The sequence below is a fragment of the Streptomyces sp. NPDC054765 genome, assembly GCF_053612065.1.
In genome coordinates this window covers 93,716-113,255 of sequence record NZ_JBSHBP010000011.1, presented here as the reverse complement: position 1 = coordinate 113,255, position 19,540 = coordinate 93,716, and the positions used below count along the sequence as shown (strand labels likewise).

The window sequence follows — 19,540 nt, the reverse complement described above, 5'->3', positions numbered from 1 at the left end:
GCCCGGATCCTCAAGGATCCGGGCCTTCGGCGTGTGTTCAGGTCGATCGCGGTCAAAGCCGGGTCGCGCGGCCGATGTGGGGAAGGTGTGTGCTTGAGTTTGGCAAGTCGTCGTGTCGGGAAGTCGACAAACCGCTGAAGTGACCTCACTGGCTGCGGTATACCAGGTGTACGCGGGTTACAGGTGATGCGACGATGGGTCTTATGGGGGACAAGGCAGGGTTGTTGGAGACGGACCGGTTTGTGCATGCGCCCGACGACGGGCGCGAATCCGAGTTGCAGATGGACGCGATGGAGGCCGCGGAGGCTGCGGAGGCAGCCGAGGCGTCCGATGCCGTGACCGAGTCCGGCCACCGCCGGGCCGCCGAGGCGGGCGACACCGCCGCGATGAGCGCCCTGGGCGCGATGCTGCTGCGCCGCGGTGATCTCGACGGCGCCGAGCCGCATCTGCGCTCCGCGGCCGCCGCCGGTGACCGGGCGGCGGCCAACAACCTCGGCGTGCTGCTGCATCAGCGGGGTTACGGCGACGAGGCGGCCGGCTGGTGGCGTATCGCGGCCGTGGCCGGCTCCGCCGCCGCGGCGCACGCCCTCGGGCGCCACTACCGCGAACGCGGCGACGAGCCGGCTGCCGAGTACTGGCTGCGCCAGTCCGCCGAGTCCGGCCACTGCCTGGGCGCGTACGCCCTCGCCGATCTCCTGGAGCACCGCGGCGACATCGGCGCCGAGCGCTGGTTCCGTACGGCCGCCGAGCGCGGCCACCGCGAGGCCGCCTACCGCCTCGCCCGGCTGATCGAGGACGGCCGCGACACGGACCGGCGGGCGGTCCCCGCGTACGGCGAGCTGACCCAGCAGGAGGAGGCCGAGCAGTGGTACCGCCAGGCCGCCGCGCGCGGCCACCGGCGGGCCGCGCTGCAGCTGGGCGCGCTGCTGGAGGACCGCGGTGACGTCCAGGAGGCGGGCCGCTGGTATCTGTCCGCCGCCAAGGACGGTGAGGCGCGCGCGGCCTGTGCGCTGGGCTTCCTGCTGCGGGACGCGGGGGACGAGGAGAGCGCCGCGGAGTGGTGGCGGCGCGCCGCCCAGGACGGCGATGGCAACGCTGCCAATGCCCTGGGAGCGCTGCACGCCGACCGCGGTGAACTGCAGACCGCCGAGCGCTGGTACCGCGTCGCGCTGGATGCCGGGGACGTCAACGGCGCCTACAACATCGGGCTGCTCTGCGCCGAGCAGGGCCGGGAGGGGCGCGGTGAGCAGTGGTACCGCCGGGCCGCCTACGCCGGGCACCGGGAGGCCGCCAACGCGCTGGCCATCCTGCTGCTGCAGCGCGGCGACGCCTCGGGGGCCGAGCCGTGGTTCTCCAAGGCGGCCGAGGCCGGCAGCGTGGACGCCGCGTTCAACCTCGGCATCCTCCACACCGGGCGGGGCGCGGAGCGTACGGCGCACACCTGGTACGAGCGGGCGGCCGCGGCCGGGCACACGGAGGCGGCCCTCCAGGTCGCCATCGTGCAGCTGCGGGACGGTGAGCTGCAGGACGCGGAGCGGAACCTGCGCTGTGCGGCCGGTGGCGGCAGCGCCGAGGCGGCCTTCCGGCTCGCGGATCTGCTCGACCGGAGGGCGGCGGCCGCGGGCGAGGGGCTGGCCGACAGCGAGCGCACGGCGGACGACGAGAGCGTGCAGTGGTACGAGCGGGCCGCGCGCCAGGGGCACCGCCGCGCCCAGGTGCGGGTCGGCATGTTCGCGGCGGCCCGTGGCGATGCCGTCGAGGCCGCCGACTGGTACCGCGCGGCGGCCGAGGCCGGCAGCCGTAACGGCGCCTTCAACCTCGGGCTGCTGCTGGCCCGGGAGGGCAGCCTTCCCGAGGCCGCCCTGTGGTGGCAGCGCGCCGCCGAGTCCGGCCACGGCCGGGCGGCGCTCCGGCTGGCGCTGCTCGCCGCCCGGCGCGGCGCGCTCGCGGAGGCGCAGGGCTGGTGTGCGCGGGCCGTCGAGCTGGGGCCGCCGGAGGTGGCGGAGCGTGCGGCGCGGCTGCGTACGGCGCTCCAGGAGGAGCTGAGCGCGTAGCGGCGCACGGTGGGACGAAGCAGCCCAGGGCCGGGTCCACGGGCCGGGCCCTGGGGCGGGTCCACGAGGCCGGGTCCTGGGCCGCATGGAAGGGATTTGCGCTGGTCGTCGGCCCGGGGTTAAAGTAAGGCAACAACGACGCGGGGTGGAGCAGCTCGGTAGCTCGCTGGGCTCATAACCCAGAGGTCGCAGGTTCAAATCCTGTCCCCGCTACTGCAAGACGAAGGCCCGGATTCCTTGAGAATCCGGGCCTTCGTCATGTCGGCCTTCGTCATGTCGGCCTTCGTCATGCCGGCCTTCGTCATGCCGGCCTTCGCCATGCCGGGCCTGCGTCCTGTCTGCCGCAGCGGCGGGCGGGTCCAGGTGGCCGACCGCCTCCGCGCACAGGCTGCGGTGGGCGGGCCTGTTCCTCCGGCCGGCGGTGCCCCTGGGGACGCCGGCGTCCCGGCAGGCCTTTTGGAGCCGGTCCGCGAACCCTTCCCGGCCTCCCGGTCCCTTCGCGGCGACGCCGCCCGGGGCCAGGACCTTCCGGCCGGTCTTCGGCAGCTTCGCGAGCTGGGCGGTGAACGCCGCGTGGCCGGAAAGTGTGCCGCCCGGCCGGTGTGCCGGCGCGTCGGGTTCGGGCAGGGGCCGTGCGGGCAGGTGTGTGCCGTGGGTGAGACGTGACGCGGAGCGGCAGAGGGCGAGCGGTGGGCGGACCGGGCGCGCGAAGGAGCCCGCGGCCGGACGGGCGCGGGCTCGGGGAGGTGTGCGTCGTGGCCTCGGGCGGGGGCGGCCCGGACGGGGGCCGGCTTCCCCTGGCGTCAGGACGGGGCGTTGCAGCTCGGGCAGATGCCCCGGTAGGTCACGGTGACCTCGGAGACCTGGAAGCCGTAGCGCTCCGGCTCGGGCAGGGCGGAGAGCGGGTCGCCCTGGACGTGGACGTCGCGGATCGTGCCGCACCGCGAGCAGACGAGGTGCTGGTGGTCGTGATGGGCGTTGGGGTCGTAGCGCTTGGCCCGGCCGTCCGTGCTCACCTCGATCACCTCGCCGAGCGAGACCAGCTCGCCCAGGGTGTTGTAGACCGTGGCGCGGGAGATCTCGGGGAGCCGGGCGGATGCCAGCGCATGCACCTCGTCGGCGGTGTAGTGGACGTGGTCCCCGTCGAGGACCTCGGCGACGACGCGTCGCTGCGCAGTCAGCCGCCAGCCGCGTCCTCGGAGCCGTTCCAGCAGGTCACTCATGCCAATCACCTATCAGTCAGATAGAGCCAGGGTAGCAGTGGAAGGTCCATCACCGGATCGAGTACGAATCTCGGGTTCTTCTTGACTTAGACATTGTCCAATGTAGGATCGTGATCGGCGCAAGCCAAGGGCAGGTGTAGAAGACTTTCCAGGAGGCGCACGTGTCGGTAGAGAGCACCACCGGACCGCTGACCACGGAGTCCGGGGCTCCGGTCGGGGACAACCAGAACAGCGAGACGGCCGGCATCGGCGGACCCGGCCTGATCCAGGACCAGCTCCTGATCGAGAAGCTCGCGCACTTCAACCGCGAGCGCATCCCGGAGCGCATCGTGCACGCCCGTGGCGCCGGCGCGTACGGCACCTTCACGGTGACCGCGGACGTGACCAAGTACACCCGTGCCACGTTCCTCTCCGAGGTCGGCAAGCAGACCGAGACGTTCCTGCGCTTCTCCACCGTCGCGGGCAACCTCGGCTCGGCCGACGCGGTGCGTGACCCGCGCGGTTTCGCGCTGAAGTTCTACACCGAAGAGGGCAACTACGACCTCGTCGGCAACAACACCCCGGTGTTCTTCATCAAGGACGCCATCAAGTTCCCCGACTTCATCCACACCCAGAAGCGCGACCCGTACACCGGCTCGCAGGAGGCGGACAACGTCTGGGACTTCTGGGGCCTGTCGCCCGAGTCCACCCACCAGGTCACCTGGCTGTTCGGCGACCGCGGCATCCCCGCGACGTTCCGCCACATGAACGGCTACGGCTCGCACACCTTCCAGTGGAACAACGCCGCCGGTGAGGTCTTCTGGGTCAAGTACCACTTCAAGACCGACCAGGGCATCAAGAGCCTCACCCAGGAAGAGGCCAACAAGCTCGCCGGTGAGGACGCCGACAGCCACCAGCGCGATCTGCGCGAGTCCATCGAGCGGGGCGACTTCCCCAGCTGGACCGTCCAGGTGCAGATCATGCCCGCGGCCGACGCGGCCAACTACCGCTTCAACCCGTTCGACCTGACCAAGGTCTGGCCGCACGAGGACTACCCGCCGATCGAGATCGGCAAGCTGGAACTCAACCGCAACCCGGAGAACATCTTTGCCGAGGTCGAGCAGTCGATCTTCTCCCCGCACCACTTCGTGCCGGGTATCGGCCCGTCCCCCGACAAGATGCTCCAGGGCCGTCTCTTCGCGTACGGCGACGCGCACCGCTACCGCGTCGGCATCAACGCCGACCACCTCCCGGTGAACCGCCCGCACGTCACCGAGGCGCGCAACCACGGCCGGGACGGCGTGCTCTACGACGGCCGCCACGCGGGCCAGAAGAACTACGAGCCCAACAGCTTCGGGGGCCCGGTCGAGACCGGCCGTCCCCTGTGGCAGCCGGCCACCGTGTCCGGCTCCACCGTCGAGCAGGCGGCGCCCTCGCACGCCGAGGACGACGACTTCGTCCAGGCCGGCACCCTCTACCGCCTGATGTCGGAGGACGAGAAGGAGCGCCTGATCAACAACCTGGCGGGCTTCATCTCCCAGGTCTCCCGCGACGACATCGCCCAGCGGGCGATCGAGAACTTCCGCAAGGCGGACGCGGACTACGGCAAGCGGCTGGAAGCCGCAGTCCAGGCCCTGCGCGGCTGATGGGCACGCCTCGTTGCGACTGAACCGCCGCCGCTCTCGCGGAAGTGGTCGGCCGCGGTGAGGGTTGCTCAACTGCCGCTTGCCGTACAACCGAAGAGGCCGGATGCCAGTGGGCTCCGGCCTCTTCGTGCGTCCGGCCCCGGTGTTCGGGCCGGTGCGCCGTCAGTGCTCAGGCCGGTACGGCGTCGGCCCGTTCCGTAGTGGCCGACCAGCAGCGGATGATGTCGCGTACGGACACCACACCGACCGGTTCGTGGTCGTTGAGCACGATCAGATGGCGGAAGCCGCCGCGCACCATGGCGTCCGCGGCATCGTCCAGGGTCCAGCTCGGAGCGGCGAAGACCACGTCCGAGGTGGTGTGGGTCTGGGCGGTCTCCCGGTCGGGGTTCTCGCCCGCGCCGAGGGAAATGAGGATGTCGCGCTCGGTGAGAATGCCGATGCCGCTGTTGTCGTTGTCGAGGACCACGGCCGCGCCGATGCGGCGGGCCGCCATCAGCTGCGCCGCCTGACGGAGGGTGTGAGCGGGCCCGATGGTGAGGACCACCGTGCTCATGGCGTCTTTGACGTGCATGGGCATGGAGTGGAGCCACCTCCTTGGTGAATGTGCCTTGCGAAGGGATTCACAAGTTCACAAAGTGGGGGATTCTCATGTTCACATGCCGGTGCCGATGCAACAAGGGGCAACTGCGGGACGGGTGTCCGAATACCCGCCCCGTCGCAGGTCAGCGCGGGGAGTCGCCGAGATAGCCGAGCAAATCCTCGTGCAGCAGGCCGTTGGAGGCCGCCGCGTTGCCGCTGTGCGGACCGGGCTTTCCGTCCAGACCGGTGAACTGCCCGCCGGCCTCCTTCACGACCACCGCACAGGCCGCCATGTCCCAGAGTGAGAGCTCCGGCTCCGCGCAGATGTCCACCGAACCCTCGGCGATCATCATGTACGGCCAGAAGTCCCCGTAGCCGCGGGTGCGCCAGCAGTCCCGGCTCAGATCGAGGAAGCCGGGCAGCTTGCCGCGCTCCTCCCAGCCGGTCAGCGAGGAGTAGGCGAACGAGGCGTCCTGGATCCGGCCGACCTCTGAGACCCGCAGCCGGGTCGCGGAGGTCAGACTGCGGCCGGTGAAGGCCCCCAGGCCGTCGGCGGCCCACCAGCGGCGGTTGAGCGCCGGCGCGGAGACGATGCCGACCACCGGGCGGTCACCGCCCTCGCCGCGCTCCATCAGTGCGATCAGCGTCGCCCAGACCGGCACCCCGCGGACATAGTTCTTCGTGCCGTCGATCGGGTCGATGATCCAGCGGCGGGGGCCCGCACCCTCGCTGCCGAACTCCTCGCCGAGCACCGCGTCCCGCGGCCGGGCCCGCTGGAGCTGGCCACGGATGAGCTCCTCGGCGGCCTTGTCCGCCTCGCTCACCGGTGTCATGTCCGGTTTGGTCTCGACCTTGAGATCGAGGGCCTTGAAGCGCTCCATGGTGGCGGCGTCCGCGGCGTCCGCGAGAACATGGCCGAGGCGAAGATCATCGTGATAGTCGGGCATGTGCGAACAGTATCGACTGGTATGCGCAGGAGCCACACGGCCATGCGCCGCCGGGCGTGTGACGCTCCGGGGTCCGCCGGTGAGCGCGCGCAGCAACGCCCCTTGACAGTATCTGGCGCCGCGTCAATTCTGTCCGCACACCGGCCACCCTGGCCGGCGGCCAGGGGAGGCAACGGATGCCCGCAGCGCGTGAATCCCTGCTCGATGCCGCCTACACGGCGCTGCTGAACCGGCCCTGGACGGCCGTACGGATGGTCGATGTCGCGGCGGCCGCCGGGGTCTCCCGGCAGACGCTCCACAACGAGTTCGGCAGCAAGGAAGGGCTGGCCCGCGCCCTGGTCCGCCGGGAGACCGAGAACTATCTCGCCGGGGTCGCACGGGCGCTGTCCCGGGGGGCCTCGGCTGCCGGAACGCGGGGCGACGCGGCGGGCCGGGTGGTGGCCGCGGCCGCCTGGACACTGCGTACCGCCCGCGCCAATCCCCTGGTCAGGGCGGCTTTGACCGGCTGCTGGGGCGGCCGGCTGCCGACCTCGTCGAGGGCGCCGGCCGACGTCGTGCCGGTACGGGCCGCCGCCCGGCCCGGCGTCCCCGCGCAGCGCGCCACGGCGTTCGCGGAGGGGTCGCTGCCGGGGCCCGCGGAGCTCGTCGGCCGGTTCTGCGATCAGGCGGTCGCGGCGCTGGAGCCCGACTGGCCCGCGGAGGAGCTGCCCGCCCTGGGCACCGCCTGCGAGGCCGCGGCGCGGCTGACCCTGTCCTGTGTCGTCGCCCCTGTGACGGCGGGGACGGCCCCGGGACGCCTGCCGGCGCGGCGGTCCCGCCGGGAGCTGGAGACGGAGGCGGTGTCCCGGCTGGTACGGGGCGCCTTCGCCCGGACGGCGGTCATCGCGCCGCCGGGCGAGCGGGGTGACGGGACGTCAAAAGGCGCCGGGACCGGGCCGGCGGACGGGCTTGACGCACACGGGAGCTGACGGGCGTCACGACACGGGAGTGGACGGGCGTCAGGCGCACGGGAGTTGACGGGTGACTCGCCCGCAGGGTGCCGGCGCGGGCCGCCGTGCGAAGACCCTGTGCGAAGACCCCGTGCGCTCAGTGCGTCGACCCCGACAGCTGCAGCCCGATCACACCGATGATGACCAGGGCGATGGAGACGATCTTCAGGGTGGAGACCAGATCACCCAGGAAGACCATCCCGTAGATCGCCGTACCGGCCGCACCGATGCCGGTCCACACCGCGTACGCCGGGCCGACGTCGAGCTTGCGCAGCGCCAGCGTCAGCAGGCCGAAGCTGCCGAGGGCGAAGGCCGCGAAGGCGAGGGTGGGGAAGAGGCGGGTGAAGCCGTGCGAGAGCTTGAGGCAGACCGCGAAGCCGGTCTCCAGAATCCCCGCCACCACGACCAGCAGCCACGCCATGTCCCATTGCCTCCGTCAGCCAGGGCCTGTCTTACGTGAGCGACGACGGGGCGTCACCATCACTCGTTATCACTCGCTATCACTCGTTCGGGCTCTGTCCGGGCGATCAGGGCCTGCTTGAGCGCTACGTCGACCTTGGTGTGATTATGCCCTTACCTTGGCCAGGCGGTGGCAACCTTCGGAGGTCAGTCGCCCTCGCGTCGTTCGCGGGTGGCCAGCAGCCGGCGCAGGGAGTAGAGACGGGCCGGATCGGCATGGCCGTCGGCGACCCATGCGTCCAGCGCGCAGTCCACTTCGTCGTGGCTGCAGGCGCGCGGGCAGCCGGCGGTGCCGGGCTCCAGATCCGGGAAGGCGTGGATGACCCGGGACGGGTCGACGTGATGCAGTCCGAAGGACCGTACGCCCGGGGTGTCGATGACCCAGCCCGAGTCGCCGGGCAGCGGCAGCGCCAGCGCGGAGGTGGTGGTGTGCCGCCCGCGGCCGGTGACCGCGTTGACATGGCCGATGGCCCGGCGGTGCTCCGGGACCAGGGCGTTGACCAGGGTGGTCTTGCCCACCCCGGAGTGTCCGACGAACGCCGTCATACGGCCCGTCAGCGCGGCCCTGACCCGCTCGGCGGCGCTGCCGTCGGCGAGTTCGTCGCGGTTGGTGACGAGGTAGGGGACGCCGAGCGCGCCGTAGGACTCCAACAGGGTGTCCGCGGACGCCAGATCGGACTTGGTCAGCACCAGCAGCGGGTCGAGGCCCGCGTCGAAGGCGGCGACCAGACAGCGGTCGATGAGCCGGGGGCGCGGCTCGGGGTCGGCGAGCGCGGTGACGATCGCGAGCTGGTCGGCGTTGGCGACCACGACCCGCTCGAACGGGTCGTCGTCGTCGGCCGTACGGCGCAGTGTCGAGGAGCGCGGCTCGACCCGGACGATCCGGGCGAGGGTGTCCTTGGCGCCGGTCAGATCGCCGACGACGGCGACCCGGTCGCCGACCACCGCGCTCTTGCGGCCCAGTTCGCGGGCCTTCATCGCGGTGACCGTCCGGCCCTCGATGAGGCAGGTCAGCCGGCCGCGGTCGACGGTGAGGACCAGGCCCTCGCCGGCGTCCTCGTGCTTGGGGCGGATGTTGGTGCGGGGGCGGTTGCCCTTGGGGTTGGGGCGGACGCGGATGTCGTCCTCGTCAGGGTTCTTGCCGTAGCGGCGCATAGCGGCGGTATCCCTCAGACTCTCCGGGCGGGGACGGCCGCCGGATCGAGCATGTCCGTCCACATCGCGGGGAAGTCGGGCAGGGTCTTGGCGGTGGTGGCGACGTTCTCGACCTCCACGCCGTCGACGGCCAGGCCGATGACCGCCGCGGCGGTGGCCAGCCGGTGGTCCTCGTAGGTGTGGAAGATCCCGCCGTGCAGCGGGCGCGGCCGGATGTGCAGCCCGTCCGCGGTCTCGGTGACATCGCCGCCGAGTTCGTTGAGTTCCTTGGTGAGGGCGGCCAGCCGGTCGGTCTCGTGCAGCCGCAGGTGGGCCACACCGCGCAGCGTGGAGGGGGAGTCGGCGAGTGCGGCGACCGCGGCGATGCCCGGGGTCAGCTCGCCGACCTCGCTCAGGTCGACGTCGATGCCGTGGATCCGGCCGCTGCCGGTGAACGTCAGTCCCTGGTCGGTCAGCTCGCAGGAACCGCCCATGGTGGTGAAGATCTCGCGCAGCGCGTCGCCGGGCTGGGTGGTGTGCTCGGGCCAGTCCGGGATGGTGACCCGGCCGCCGGTGACCAGCGCCGCGGCCAGGAAGGGCTGGGCGTTGGACAGATCCGGCTCGACGACCAGATCGCGGCCGAGCAGGGCTCCCGGGGTGACCCGCCAGACGTTCGGCTCGCCGCCCGCCTCCGGGGTGTCCACCTGGGCGCCGACGCTGCGCAGCATGTCGACCGTCATCCGGATGTGCGGCATGGAGGGCAGCGCGGCGCCCACGTGCCGGACCTCGACGCCCTGGTTGAAGCGCGGCGCGGACAGCAGCAGGGCGCTGACGAACTGGGAGGACGAGGAGGCGTCGATCTCGACCGGGCCGCCGTCCAGCGCGCCGCCGCCGAAGACCGTCATCGGCAGCGCGCCGCGGTTGTCGTCGTCGATCCGGGCGCCCAGGGCGCGCAGCGCCTCGATCACGCCGCCGAGCGGACGCTCGTAGGAGCGCGGGTCGCCGTCGAAGCGGATCGGGCCGTCGGCGAGCGCGGCGACCGGGGGGAGGAAGCGCATGACCGTGCCGGCGTTGCCGACGTCGACGGTGGCCGGGCCGTGCAGCCCCGCCGGGATGATCCGCCAGGCCTCACCGCCGCCGGGCCGGCTGCCGGAGTCCGCGGAGCTGGAGGACGCGGTCTCCTCGATGCCGACGCCCAGGGTGCGCAGCGCCTCGGCCATCAGGAGCGTGTCCCGGGAGCGCAGCGGCCGGCGCAGCCAGCCGGGCTCGGCGGAGAGGGCGGCCAGCACCAGACCGCGGTTGGTGACCGATTTGGAGCCGGGCACGGTGACGGTGGCATCGACGGCCCCGGTGGCGAGGGGGGCGGGCCATAGGGCGGGGTGTGCGGGGCTCTCGGTCATGCCCTTACTTTAATGGCTGGGCACGGGTGCCGATCTTGATCAAAAGCGGCGCAACCCCTCCGAAACATGGCACTGGTAGTGCGCTCGCCTGCGGGAAGCGGCCAGGCCCCGGCTACGCCGGGCGTGGCGGTGCGGGAGGCGGCCGCCGGCCCGGGGCCGCCCGCCGTCACAGGCCGAGCAGCCAGCGCCCGCCGCCCACCAGGGAGCACAGCGTCACCACGTGGAAGAGGCCGAGCCAGACGGCCGCCGGGACATGGGTCAGGCGCGCCAGCTGGTCCGGATCGGAGTCCACGGCCCCTCCCCGGCGCCGCTTGCCCGTCAGCTCGAACGGCGGCCGCACCCCGCCCAGCAGCAGGAACCACACCACGACGTAGGCGAACGCCGCCTGCACCTGTGCCGTCGTCAGCCAGGAGACCAGCACGAACGCGGCGCCGGTCAGGACGACGGTGAGCACGCCATAGGCGTTGCGGATCATGATCAGCATGGCCAGCAGCAGCGCGGTCGCGCCCCACAGCAGCGCCGTGATGTGCCCCGCGGCGAGCAGCGCGGCGCCCGCCAGACCGAGCAGCGACGGGGCGATGTAGCCGGCCGCGGCGGTCAGCACCATGCCCAGACCGGTCGGCTTGCCACGCGAGACGGTCAGCCCCGAGGTGTCGGAGTGCAGCCGGATGCCGTCCAGGCGGCGGCCGGTGAGCAGCGCGAGCAGTCCGTGCCCGCCCTCGTGGGCGATGGTCACGGCGTTCCGCGACAGCCGCCAGGCGGTGTGCGGGACGACGGCGCCCAGCGCGAGCACCGCCGTGACGATCACCAGCCAGAGCGACGGGGCGGCCTGGGTCCCGAAGACCCGGCTCCATATGTCGGTGAGGTGGTTGGTGTCCATGTCTCCCCTTCGTGTGGCATGGCAGTGTGGCATGCATGTGCGGTAGGTATGCAGCGAGTCGACGCCCCGAGGACCTGGTGGGAATCTTCGGCGTGCAGCAGTGGGAGCCGACGGAGACCCTGGCGCCCAGTTGGAACGTGGCTCCGACGGACCGGGTGCACGCGGTGCTCGAACGTCCCCTCAAGGGCGCGGCGGCCGACGCGTTCCCGCCGGACGGCCCGGTGCGCCAGTTGCGGACGCTGAAGTGGGGCCTGGTCCCGTCGTGGTCGAAATCACCCGAGGCCGCCGCAAAGATGATCAATGCGCGGGCCGAGACGGTGCACGAGAAGCCGTCCTTCCGGCAGGCCTTCGCCACCCGCCGGTGCCTGCTCCCCGGGGACGGGTATTTCGAGTGGGTCACCGACGCCGCGGAACGGCAGCTGGAGGAGCAGGGCAGGAAGAAGCGGCCCCGTAAGCAGCCGTACTTCGTGACGCCCGCGGACGGCTCCGTGATGGCGATGGCCGGGCTGTACGAGTTCTGGCGGGACCGGACGCTGCCCGGCGACCACCCGCTGGCCTGGTGGGTGACCTGCACGGTCGTCACCACCGAGGCCGAGACCACCCCGCTGGCCGGGGCCACCGGCGGCGGGCCGCAGTCGCTGGCCGACATCCACCCCCGGATGCCGCTGGTGCTCACCCCGGACCGCTGGGACGCCTGGCTCGACCCGGCCCGTACGGACCCCGACGAGGTACGTGACCTGCTGACGCCGCCGCCGGCCGGGCTGATGCGCGCCTATCCGGTGCCGACCGACGTCAGCAATGTCCGCAACAACGGGCCCGAGCTGGTCGCCGAGCTCGACGGTCCCGAGGTGGGCACGCTGTTCTGACCCGCGGCGGGCCCGCGGTACCGGGCGCCGCCCTGGCGTGCTGCGGTGACCTTCCGGCCCTGGCACGGGCAGGATGGGCGTATGAGCACAGGCGCGAGGGAGACCGAGACGGTCGGGACACCGGCGGGCGACGCCCGGATCACCTGGCACCGCGACGCCACACCGGCGCGGGCCGTGGTGGCCGTGAGCCACGGCGCCGGTGGTGGCATCGAGGCACGCGACCTCCGGGCCCTGGCAGCCGCGCTGCCGGCCCGTGGGTACACCGTGGCGCTGGTCGAGCAGCCCTGGCGGGTGGCGGGCAAGAAGCTGGCGCCCGCGCCGAAGACCCTGGATTCCGCATGGACCGCGCTCTGGCCGGCGCTGGAGAAGCCGGGACTGCCGGTGGTCGCCGGCGGCCGTAGCGCGGGCGCCCGGGTCGCCTGCCGTACGGCGCGTGAACTGGGGGCGCAGGCCGTACTGGCGCTCAGCTTCCCGCTGCATCCACCGGGCCGCCCGGAGAAGTCCCGGGCGGACGAGCTGACCGGTGCCGGGGTGCCGACGCTGGTCGTCCAGGGCGGCCGGGATCCGTTCGGCCGGCCGGCGGAGTTCCCGCCGGGGACGGAGATCACCGAGGTGGCCCACGGTGACCACGGCTTCGCGGTGCCGAAGAAGGCGGGTGTGGCCGAGGCGGAGTCGATGGCCGGGCTCACGGACGCGGTGGCGGCCTGGCTGGACGGGATGTTCGGCTGACCGTGCGCCCTGTGCGCCCTGTACACGCCGCCCTGTACATGCCGGGCCGTACACGCCGGGCTGTGGACCCCGGGCTGTGCACCCCGGGCACCTCAGGGCCCCTTGCTTGCCGAAGCGGCAAGCAAGGTTGCCGGCCTTTCGGGAGGAGGCCCCGGGAATGCCCGGCCGCGTGCGGCTGTTGTGCCAGGCGTAGTACTCGAGTACGTCCGGTGAAGCACGAGGAATGGGAGTCCGCCGCATGGGAATCGCTTGCCCGGCCCGCCCGGCCGCCGACCTGCCGTGGTCGCAGATGCAGGTGACGCAGCCCGCCCCGGCCGGAGCGGCGGCGGCACCGGATCGTCGTCTATTCTCCGAATCGGGTGGGTCCGCATCCGGATCCCTGACGGTGTTGGAGGAGGTGGGTCCGGTCACCGGTACCGACGCAGGGACCGACGGCACGGCTGAGGAGAAGGCCCGGGAGAGCGCCGCCGAGCGCAATGCGCGCTTCGAGCGGGACGCACTGACGTTCCTGGACCAGATGTACTCCGCCGCGCTGCGCATGACGCGCAATCCGGCCGACGCGGAGGACCTGGTGCAGGAGACCTACGCAAAGGCGTATGCGTCCTTCCACCAGTTCCGGGAGGGCACCAACCTCAAGGCGTGGCTGTACCGCATCCTCACGAACACCTTCATCAACTCCTACCGCAAGAAGCAGCGCGAACCCCAGCGCAGCGCCGCCGAAGAGATCGAGGACTGGCAGCTGGCGCGCGCCGAGTCGCACATGTCGACCGGGCTGCGCTCCGCCGAGTCGCAGGCGCTCGACCACCTCCCCGACTCGGACGTGAAGGCCGCGCTCCAGGAGATCCCCGAGGAGTTCCGTATCGCGGTCTACCTCGCGGATGTCGAGGGCTTTGCGTACAAGGAGATCGCGGACATCATGGGGACACCCATCGGCACGGTGATGTCGCGTCTGCACCGCGGCCGGCGCCAACTGCGCGGCATGCTGGAGGATTACGCCCGCGAGCGCGGGCTGGTTCCGGCGGGGGCGGCGGCCGCGGACCCGCGGTCCGCGCGCACGCCGGAGTCGCACGACCGGAAAGGCTCAGGATCATGAGCTGCGGAGAGCCGCACGAGAAGGACTGCTCCGAGGTCCTTGACCACCTCTACGAGTATCTCGACCGGGAGATGCCCGAGGGGGAGTGCGCAGACTTCCAGGTGCATCTGGACGAATGCTCGCCGTGCCTGGAGAAGTACGGCCTGGAGCAGGCGGTCAAGAAGCTCGTCAAGCGCTGCTGCGGCCATGACGACGTCCCCAGCGATCTGCGCTCCAAGGTCCTGGGCCGGATCGACCTCATCCGGGCCGGGGAGACCGTGCCCGAGGTGAGCGTGCTCGAACAGGCCAAGAAGGAACAGGCGCAGCGCGAGCAGGCGGCCGCATCCGAGGAGGGGACCGGTCCGGCCGAGGCCACCGGTTCCGCCGATGCACGGTCCGAGACCGCGCGGGCCGAATAAGGCGGCGCATCACCCTAAGGGGTGAGGGGTGGGACGATTCGTCCCGCCCGATCCGCTGATGCACCTTCCCCGGCGCCCCAGCCCCTTTATTCTCACCGGACCCCGGCGCACTGCGGATGCAGGGCACCAGGGCCCCTCCGCTCCCCAAGAGCGCGGGGGAGAGCGGTGGGTACGGTGAGGAGGGCGCGATGCGGGGACTTCCGGCGGCCGCGCGGGGGTATATCGGCGGCGCCGCGCTGGCCGCGGCGCTGTGTGCCGCCCCGGCGATACGACTCGGTGCCGACGCCCCCTGGAGCAGCACGCTGGCCCTGGCCACCCTGTACGCACTGTGCGAACAGCTGCACCGCTGCCCGCTGCTGGGCGGCCGGGTGCCGTACGGCACGGGTTTTGCCGGCGCGTCCGGGGGCTCCGTGGCCGGCTGGGCCAGCCCCGTTCTGCTCGCCGGGGTCTTTCTGCTGCCGCCGCCGCTGGCCGCGCTGGCCGCCGTCCCCGGCGCGCTGACCGGACCGGCCGAGGCGCGCTCGGCCGCCGCCCGCAGGCTCTGGCACGCCGCCGAGCTGGCGCTTGCCTGTGGCGCGGCCGCCCAGGTCTTCCGGGCCGTCGGCCACCATCCGCTGTCCGCACCGCAGTTCCCCGTCCTGCTGCTGCCGGCCGCGGCCGGCGCACTCACCTTCTGCGCGGTGCTCGTGGTGCTCGACGGCGGTGTGCTGGTCGCCGCCGAGCGGCATCCGCCGCGCACCGCCTGGCGCGGCGCGCTGACCCGTTCGCTGGGGCCGCATCTGGTGCACGGTCTGGCCGGGCTGATGATGGCGGTCCTGTGGCGCAGCTCGTACGGGCCGCCGGCGGCATTGCTGGTGCTGCTGCCGATGTGCCTGTCCTGCTGGGTGTTCGCCCAGTACCACCGGGAACGAGCCGCCCATCAGGCCACCATCCGGGCCCTCGTCCAGGCCGTGGACATCAAGGACCGCTACACCCGTGGGCACAGCGAACGGGTCGGTCGCGCCTCGGTGATGATCGCCCGGGAGCTGGGCATGGCGGAGGACCGGGTGGAGGTGCTGCGGTTCGCCGGCATCCTGCACGACGTCGGCAAACTCGGCGTCCCCACCCGGCTGTTGCGCAAGGAGGGACCGCTGACGCCCGAGGAGCGCCGGGTCATCGAGCTGCATCCCGAGTACGGACACGAGATCGTGCGCGGTATCGGCTTCCTGGAGGAGGCGCGGGCGGCGATCCTGCACCACCACGAGCGGCTGGACGGCCGCGGCTACCCCTACGGCCTGAGGGGTCATCACATCCCGGAGTGCGCCCGGGTGGTGGCGGTCGCGGACGCCTTCGACGCGATGACCTCGACCCGCTCCTACCGCCGTGCCAGACCGGTGCCGGCGGCCGTGGAGGAGCTGCGGAAGTGCGCCGGGGCGCAGTTCGACCCGCGGATGGTCCGGGCGCTGGCGGCGTCGCTCGACCGCCACGGCTGGCATCCGGACCTGGTGACGGCGGCGGACGCGGAGACCGGCGCGGTCCGGGAGGAGCCGGGCGCCGGCATACCGCAGGGGTCCGGCGTGCCGCCGGGGGCCGGGGGGCAGCGCCCGGTGCCGCGGCCCGAGTTGCGGCCCGAAGGGGCCGGGCGGGACGGTGCGCGGTGAGCCGCGCCCCCCAGGAGCCCGGGAGCCGGACGGCGGACGGCCGGGCCGGCCGGGCCGGGGCGCCGGCCACCCGGGGACACGCCGTGATCGCCGCGGTCTACGTCCCGGCCGGCGTGCTGGCGTGCTGGGCGCTCGGCCACACGCTCTGGGTGGGCCTTTCCGAGCCCGGGATCGCGCTGGCCTTCGGGGTGCTCGTCGCGGTGGGCGAGCTGATGGGCCGGGGGCCGGCGCCGACGGCCGGGGGCGGGCGGGCGCCGGGAGAACGGGAGGGCGCCCCGCTCGGTGCGGCCGGCGCCCTCGCGTACGCCCTGCTCGGTGAGGCCGGCGGACGGCCGACGAGCCATGGCGTACCGCAGACCGTCGCGGTGGTCCTGGCGGCCGGTCTGATCGGGCTCGTCCCGCGGATCGCCGCCGGCCGGGGACCGGCGCTCGACCATCTCGCCCGCCGGCTGCTGACCGTCGGCTTCGCCGCGACCTGCTTCCAACCCCTCTACAACACCGGGACCTTGCGCACCTGGGTGGCCTTCGGTCCCGTCTACCCGCTCTTCATGACCGGGCTGATGGCGCTGACCGCGCTGTGCGATGCGGTGCTGGCGGCCGCGCTCGCCCGTGCCCGCACCGGCTGGCCGTACGGGCCGCTGCTGCGTGACGAGTTGCGGGCGCTGCCCGGCATCGGCTCGGCGATCTGTGCCACCGGTGTGGTGATCTCGCTGGCCACCGCGGTCGTCGGGCTGTGGGCGCTGCCGGTCTGCGCGCTGCCGCTGCTGCTGACCCAGTTCGCCTTCCGCCGGTTCGCGGCCGTGCGCACCACCTACCGCCAGACCATCGCCTCGCTGGCCCGCTCCACCGAGATCGCCGGCTACACCCCGCACGGCCACGCCCGCCGGGTGGCCGCGCTCAGCCGTGCCGTGGGCCGCGAACTGGGGCTGAACGAACCGGACCTGGACGTTCTCGAACACGCCGCCCTGATGCACGACATCGGCCAGCTCTCCCTCCTGGACCCGGTGCCGGACGGCGCCACCTCGCCGCTGCCGCCCGCCGAACAGCGCCGGATCGCGCTGCTGGGCGGCGCCGTGGTCCGGCAGACCGGGGTCCCCGCGCAGGTCGCGATGATCGTCGAGCGGCAGGCCGATCCGTACCGGGACCAGCCGGTCACGGCGCGTATCGTCCGTACCGTCAACGCCTACGACGACCTGTCCGGGGAATCCGCGGGACCGGGCGGCTCACTCCGCGCCCTGGAGCGGCTGCGGCTGGCCACCGCGCAGGACCACGAATCCCGGGTCGTCGAGGCGCTGGCCCGGGTCCTGGCGTGCGGCGGCCGGGCGGTGTGAGATGCCCGACTGTCCGGGCCGCGCGGGACGGGCCCGTACCCGGGCGCCCGGCGTGCCCGGCACCCCTCCGGAGGCGTATGCCCGCAGCGGCCGGAAGCGGTCCGTGGCCGCTCGCCGGCGGCCTCCGGGCGCCGTCCGCCCGCTCCCGCCCCGCCTCCTTGCCGTCGGGCGTTCACCGAGCGCCCGACGTCCTGGAACCCATGGGTAATGAGCGCCCTTCGAGATGGGCATGGTTGGATGCGAAGGAAGCCCCTTTCAGGGGATTCAGGGGGTCGGCGAAGGGCAAGGAGCCGCAGGGGGACCAGCAAACCAGGCTGAGCCCCACGGCAATCTGTGGCAGGTTGTCGAGTGGGCCCCTCAGATGGCCCCGGACGCTGCTCGGGACCCTCCTCAGTGGCATCAAGAGCAACCAGCAGGCGGGAATCGTGAGGATCTTCGGCAAGGTACGGCACCGGCCCTCCGCCTCGTGGCGGCAGGCGACCGACCGCGCTTTCACGCTGATCGGCGACGGCCGTTACGAGGACGCGGGGGCACTGCTGACCCGTGCCGCGGACATGGAGCCATGGCTTTCGGAGTCCTGGTTCAACCTCGCCTTGCTGCACAAGTTCCGGCACGACTGGGAGCAGGCCAGGGCCGCCGGTCTGCGCGCGGTCGCGCTGCTGGACCGCGAGAGCGGGGCGCCCGACTGGTGGAACGTCGGTATCGCCGCCACCGCCCTGCAGGACTGGCCGCTGGCCCGTCGTTCCTGGCAGGCCTACGGCCTCAAGGTCCCCGGCGAGGGTTCACCGTCCGGCGAACCGCTCGGTATGGCCCTGGGCAGCGCCGCCGTCCGGCTCTCCCCGGAGGGCGAGGCCGAGGTGGTCTGGGGCCGCCGGCTGGACCCGGCCCGTATCGAGGTGCTGTCGATCCCGCTGCCGTCCTCCGGACGACGCTGGGGCGAGGTGGTGCTGCACGACGGCGTCCCGCACGGTGAGCGGACCACCACCGCCGGCCCCGACGGTGCCACCAGGGCGTATCCGGTCTTCGACGAGATCGAGCTGTGGGCGCCCTCTCCGGTCCCCACCTGGGTGGTGCTCCTGGAGGCCGCCACGGAGGCCGACCGGGATGCCCTGGAGCGGCTGGCGGCCGATGCGGGCTTCGCCGCCGAGGACTGGTCGTCCTCCGTGCGGCTGCTGTGCCGTACGTGCTCGGAGAGCCGGATGCCCAGCGACGAGGGCGACGGCGAGCATCTGGACCCGCACGACCACAGCGAGCCGGGCCACCCCGGACCGCTGGGACACCGCACCGCGGGCTCGGGCTCGCTGTGGGTGCCGGAGCGCGAGTGCGGCATCGCCGCCCCTGCCGCCCTGGTGCGCGGCCTGCTGGACGGCTGGGTCGCGGACAGCCCGGACACCCGGGAATGGCGGGATCTTGAAGAGGTCTGCTGAGAGCCCGGACGCGCCCCCGTAGGCTGTAGGGCGACTACTCAGGGTTTTCAGGAAGGCGTACGGCGAAGATGGCCCAGCAGCCTGTGTTTGATCAAGACGGTGACCAGCGCGTGGACGAAGCATTCAGTGACGACGTCACGGACGCGGAGGAGCGGGAGACCGCCCACCGCGAGCGCGGCACCTCGCGGCCGATCACGGTCGTGGGCAACCCCGTGCTCCACAAGGAGTGCAAGGACGTCACGGAGTTCGACGACCGGCTCGCCCAGCTCATCGACGACATGTTCGCCAGCCAGCGCACCGCCGAGGGTGTGGGCCTGGCCGCGAACCAGATCGGTGTGGACCTGAAGGTCTTCGTCTACGACTGCCCGGACGACCAGGGCGTCCGGCACGTCGGCGCGATCTGCAACCCGGTGCTGGACGAGCTGCCGGCCGAGCGCCGCATTCTGGACGATTCCAACGAGGGCTGTCTGTCCGTGCCCGGCGCCTATGCCTCGCTGGCCCGCCCCGACTACGCCGTGGTCCGCGGCCGGAACGCCGAGGGCGAGCCGATCGCGGTCGAGGGCACCGGCTTCTTCGCGCGCTGTCTGCAGCACGAGACCGATCACCTCTACGGCTACCTCTACATCGACCGGCTCAGCAAGCGGGACCGCAAGGACGCGCTGAAGCAGATGGCCGAGCTGGAGCCGCGCTACCCCGTCGTCGCCAACGACTGAGGCGAGCGGGCGGGCGCCCGGCCGGCGGCCGGGCGCCCGGAAGGCAGGCTTCG

Annotated in this window: 18 protein-coding genes and 1 tRNA gene; 12 read left to right on the top strand and 7 right to left on the bottom strand. The window is 72.6% G+C overall.

All coding sequences use genetic code 11. The annotated features are described in order from the left end of the window. The first annotated feature begins 194 nt into the window (after window positions 1-194). Both ACWGJY_RS10390 and ACWGJY_RS10385 read left to right on the top strand, forming a co-directional pair. Window positions 195-2,054: a sel1 repeat family protein gene (locus ACWGJY_RS10390; protein WP_453260349.1), complete on the top strand. Its 1,860-nt coding sequence runs from the start codon at window positions 195-197 to the stop codon at window positions 2,052-2,054. Window positions 2,055-2,193: 139 nt separating this feature from the next. After that, a tRNA-Met gene (locus ACWGJY_RS10385) sits at window positions 2,194-2,267 on the top strand. Window positions 2,268-2,857: 590 nt separating this feature from the next. Here ACWGJY_RS10385 and ACWGJY_RS10380 read toward each other — a convergent pair. After that, the gene (locus ACWGJY_RS10380; RefSeq protein WP_453260348.1) at window positions 2,858-3,277 is read right to left on the bottom strand and encodes a Fur family transcriptional regulator; all 420 of its coding nucleotides are present in this window, start codon (window positions 3,275-3,277) and stop codon (window positions 2,858-2,860) included. A 161-nt stretch (window positions 3,278-3,438) separates the two neighbouring features. Between ACWGJY_RS10380 and ACWGJY_RS10375 the strand changes: the two genes are divergently transcribed. Then, complete coding sequence (locus ACWGJY_RS10375; RefSeq protein ID WP_453260347.1) at window positions 3,439-4,902, top strand: catalase; 1,464 nt, start codon at window positions 3,439-3,441, stop codon at window positions 4,900-4,902. A 169-nt stretch (window positions 4,903-5,071) separates the two neighbouring features. Here ACWGJY_RS10375 and ACWGJY_RS10370 read toward each other — a convergent pair whose 3' ends face one another. Continuing rightward, window positions 5,072-5,473, bottom strand: coding sequence for a CBS domain-containing protein (locus ACWGJY_RS10370; RefSeq protein WP_453260383.1), 402 nt, complete (start codon window positions 5,471-5,473; stop codon window positions 5,072-5,074). Window positions 5,474-5,624: 151 nt separating this feature from the next. After that, on the bottom strand, window positions 5,625-6,428 hold the full coding sequence (gene hisN / locus ACWGJY_RS10365; protein WP_453260346.1) for a histidinol-phosphatase: 804 nt from the start codon (window positions 6,426-6,428) through the stop codon (window positions 5,625-5,627). Between the two features lie 176 nt (window positions 6,429-6,604). On the opposite strand from hisN, the gene ACWGJY_RS10360 reads away from it, so the two are divergent. Beyond that, on the top strand, window positions 6,605-7,396 hold the full coding sequence (locus ACWGJY_RS10360) for a TetR/AcrR family transcriptional regulator (protein ID WP_453260345.1): 792 nt from the start codon (window positions 6,605-6,607) through the stop codon (window positions 7,394-7,396). Window positions 7,397-7,514: 118 nt separating this feature from the next. On the opposite strand, the gene ACWGJY_RS10355 is transcribed toward ACWGJY_RS10360, so the two are convergent. The 4 genes from ACWGJY_RS10355 to ACWGJY_RS10340 form a co-directional block, all read right to left on the bottom strand. Further along, on the bottom strand, window positions 7,515-7,838 hold the full coding sequence (locus ACWGJY_RS10355) for a DMT family transporter (RefSeq protein ID WP_453260344.1): 324 nt from the start codon (window positions 7,836-7,838) through the stop codon (window positions 7,515-7,517). A gap of 185 nt (window positions 7,839-8,023) precedes the next feature. Then, window positions 8,024-9,031, bottom strand: a complete 1,008-nt coding sequence (gene rsgA / locus ACWGJY_RS10350) for a ribosome small subunit-dependent GTPase A (protein WP_453260343.1) — start codon at window positions 9,029-9,031, stop codon at window positions 8,024-8,026. 14 nt (window positions 9,032-9,045) lie between these two features. Beyond that, the gene (gene aroA, locus ACWGJY_RS10345) at window positions 9,046-10,410 is read right to left on the bottom strand and encodes a 3-phosphoshikimate 1-carboxyvinyltransferase (protein WP_453260342.1); all 1,365 of its coding nucleotides are present in this window, start codon (window positions 10,408-10,410) and stop codon (window positions 9,046-9,048) included. A gap of 166 nt (window positions 10,411-10,576) precedes the next feature. Then, window positions 10,577-11,290 (bottom strand): M50 family metallopeptidase, encoded by a 714-nt coding sequence (locus ACWGJY_RS10340; protein WP_453260341.1) that lies wholly within the window; start codon window positions 11,288-11,290, stop codon window positions 10,577-10,579. A gap of 35 nt (window positions 11,291-11,325) precedes the next feature. On the opposite strand from ACWGJY_RS10340, the gene ACWGJY_RS10335 reads away from it, so the two are divergent. The 8 genes from ACWGJY_RS10335 (at window position 11,326) to def (ending at window position 19,487) form a co-directional block, all read left to right on the top strand. Then, a complete protein-coding gene (locus tag ACWGJY_RS10335; protein WP_453260340.1) occupies window positions 11,326-12,156 on the top strand; it encodes an SOS response-associated peptidase in 831 nt (276 codons plus the stop codon). A gap of 81 nt (window positions 12,157-12,237) precedes the next feature. Next, complete coding sequence (locus ACWGJY_RS10330) at window positions 12,238-12,885, top strand: alpha/beta hydrolase family protein (RefSeq protein WP_453260339.1); 648 nt, start codon at window positions 12,238-12,240, stop codon at window positions 12,883-12,885. A 397-nt stretch (window positions 12,886-13,282) separates the two neighbouring features. After that, entirely contained in the window at window positions 13,283-13,978 is a 696-nt protein-coding gene (locus tag ACWGJY_RS10325) for a sigma-70 family RNA polymerase sigma factor (RefSeq protein WP_453260338.1), read from the top strand. Beyond that, on the top strand, window positions 13,975-14,376 hold the full coding sequence (rsrA, locus tag ACWGJY_RS10320; RefSeq protein ID WP_453260337.1) for a mycothiol system anti-sigma-R factor: 402 nt from the start codon (window positions 13,975-13,977) through the stop codon (window positions 14,374-14,376). Before ACWGJY_RS10325 ends, rsrA begins: the two co-directional genes overlap by 4 nt. Window positions 14,377-14,564: 188 nt before the next feature. After that, window positions 14,565-16,016, top strand: coding sequence for an HD-GYP domain-containing protein (locus tag ACWGJY_RS10315; protein WP_453260336.1), 1,452 nt, complete (start codon window positions 14,565-14,567; stop codon window positions 16,014-16,016). After that, entirely contained in the window at window positions 16,013-17,347 is a 1,335-nt protein-coding gene (locus tag ACWGJY_RS10310) for an HD-GYP domain-containing protein (protein ID WP_453260335.1), read from the top strand. The genes ACWGJY_RS10315 and ACWGJY_RS10310 overlap by 4 nt, the downstream gene beginning before the upstream one ends. 425 nt (window positions 17,348-17,772) lie before the next feature. Further along, window positions 17,773-18,774: a tetratricopeptide repeat protein gene (locus ACWGJY_RS10305; RefSeq protein WP_453260334.1), complete on the top strand. Its 1,002-nt coding sequence runs from the start codon at window positions 17,773-17,775 to the stop codon at window positions 18,772-18,774. Between the two features lie 68 nt (window positions 18,775-18,842). Beyond that, the gene (gene def / locus ACWGJY_RS10300; RefSeq protein WP_453260333.1) at window positions 18,843-19,487 is read left to right on the top strand and encodes a peptide deformylase; all 645 of its coding nucleotides are present in this window, start codon (window positions 18,843-18,845) and stop codon (window positions 19,485-19,487) included. Window positions 19,488-19,540: the final 53 nt, after the last annotated feature.

Coding starts and splice junctions, on each gene's coding strand:
- ACWGJY_RS10390 (WP_453260349.1), top strand. CDS start 195: ATGGGTCTTATGGGGGACAAGGCAGGGTTGTTGGAGACGGACCGGTTT.
- ACWGJY_RS10380 (WP_453260348.1), bottom strand. CDS start 3,277: ATGAGTGACCTGCTGGAACGGCTCCGAGGACGCGGCTGGCGGCTGACT.
- ACWGJY_RS10370 (WP_453260383.1), bottom strand. CDS start 5,473: ATGCACGTCAAAGACGCCATGAGCACGGTGGTCCTCACCATCGGGCCC.
- hisN (WP_453260346.1), bottom strand. CDS start 6,428: ATGCCCGACTATCACGATGATCTTCGCCTCGGCCATGTTCTCGCGGAC.
- ACWGJY_RS10360 (WP_453260345.1), top strand. CDS start 6,605: ATGCCCGCAGCGCGTGAATCCCTGCTCGATGCCGCCTACACGGCGCTG.
- ACWGJY_RS10355 (WP_453260344.1), bottom strand. CDS start 7,838: ATGGCGTGGCTGCTGGTCGTGGTGGCGGGGATTCTGGAGACCGGCTTC.
- rsgA (WP_453260343.1), bottom strand. CDS start 9,031: ATGCGCCGCTACGGCAAGAACCCTGACGAGGACGACATCCGCGTCCGC.
- aroA (WP_453260342.1), bottom strand. CDS start 10,410: ATGACCGAGAGCCCCGCACACCCCGCCCTATGGCCCGCCCCCCTCGCC.
- ACWGJY_RS10340 (WP_453260341.1), bottom strand. CDS start 11,290: ATGGACACCAACCACCTCACCGACATATGGAGCCGGGTCTTCGGGACC.
- ACWGJY_RS10335 (WP_453260340.1), top strand. CDS start 11,326: ATGTGCGGTAGGTATGCAGCGAGTCGACGCCCCGAGGACCTGGTGGGA.
- ACWGJY_RS10330 (WP_453260339.1), top strand. CDS start 12,238: ATGAGCACAGGCGCGAGGGAGACCGAGACGGTCGGGACACCGGCGGGC.
- rsrA (WP_453260337.1), top strand. CDS start 13,975: ATGAGCTGCGGAGAGCCGCACGAGAAGGACTGCTCCGAGGTCCTTGAC.
- ACWGJY_RS10315 (WP_453260336.1), top strand. CDS start 14,565: ATGCGGGGACTTCCGGCGGCCGCGCGGGGGTATATCGGCGGCGCCGCG.
- def (WP_453260333.1), top strand. CDS start 18,843: ATGGCCCAGCAGCCTGTGTTTGATCAAGACGGTGACCAGCGCGTGGAC.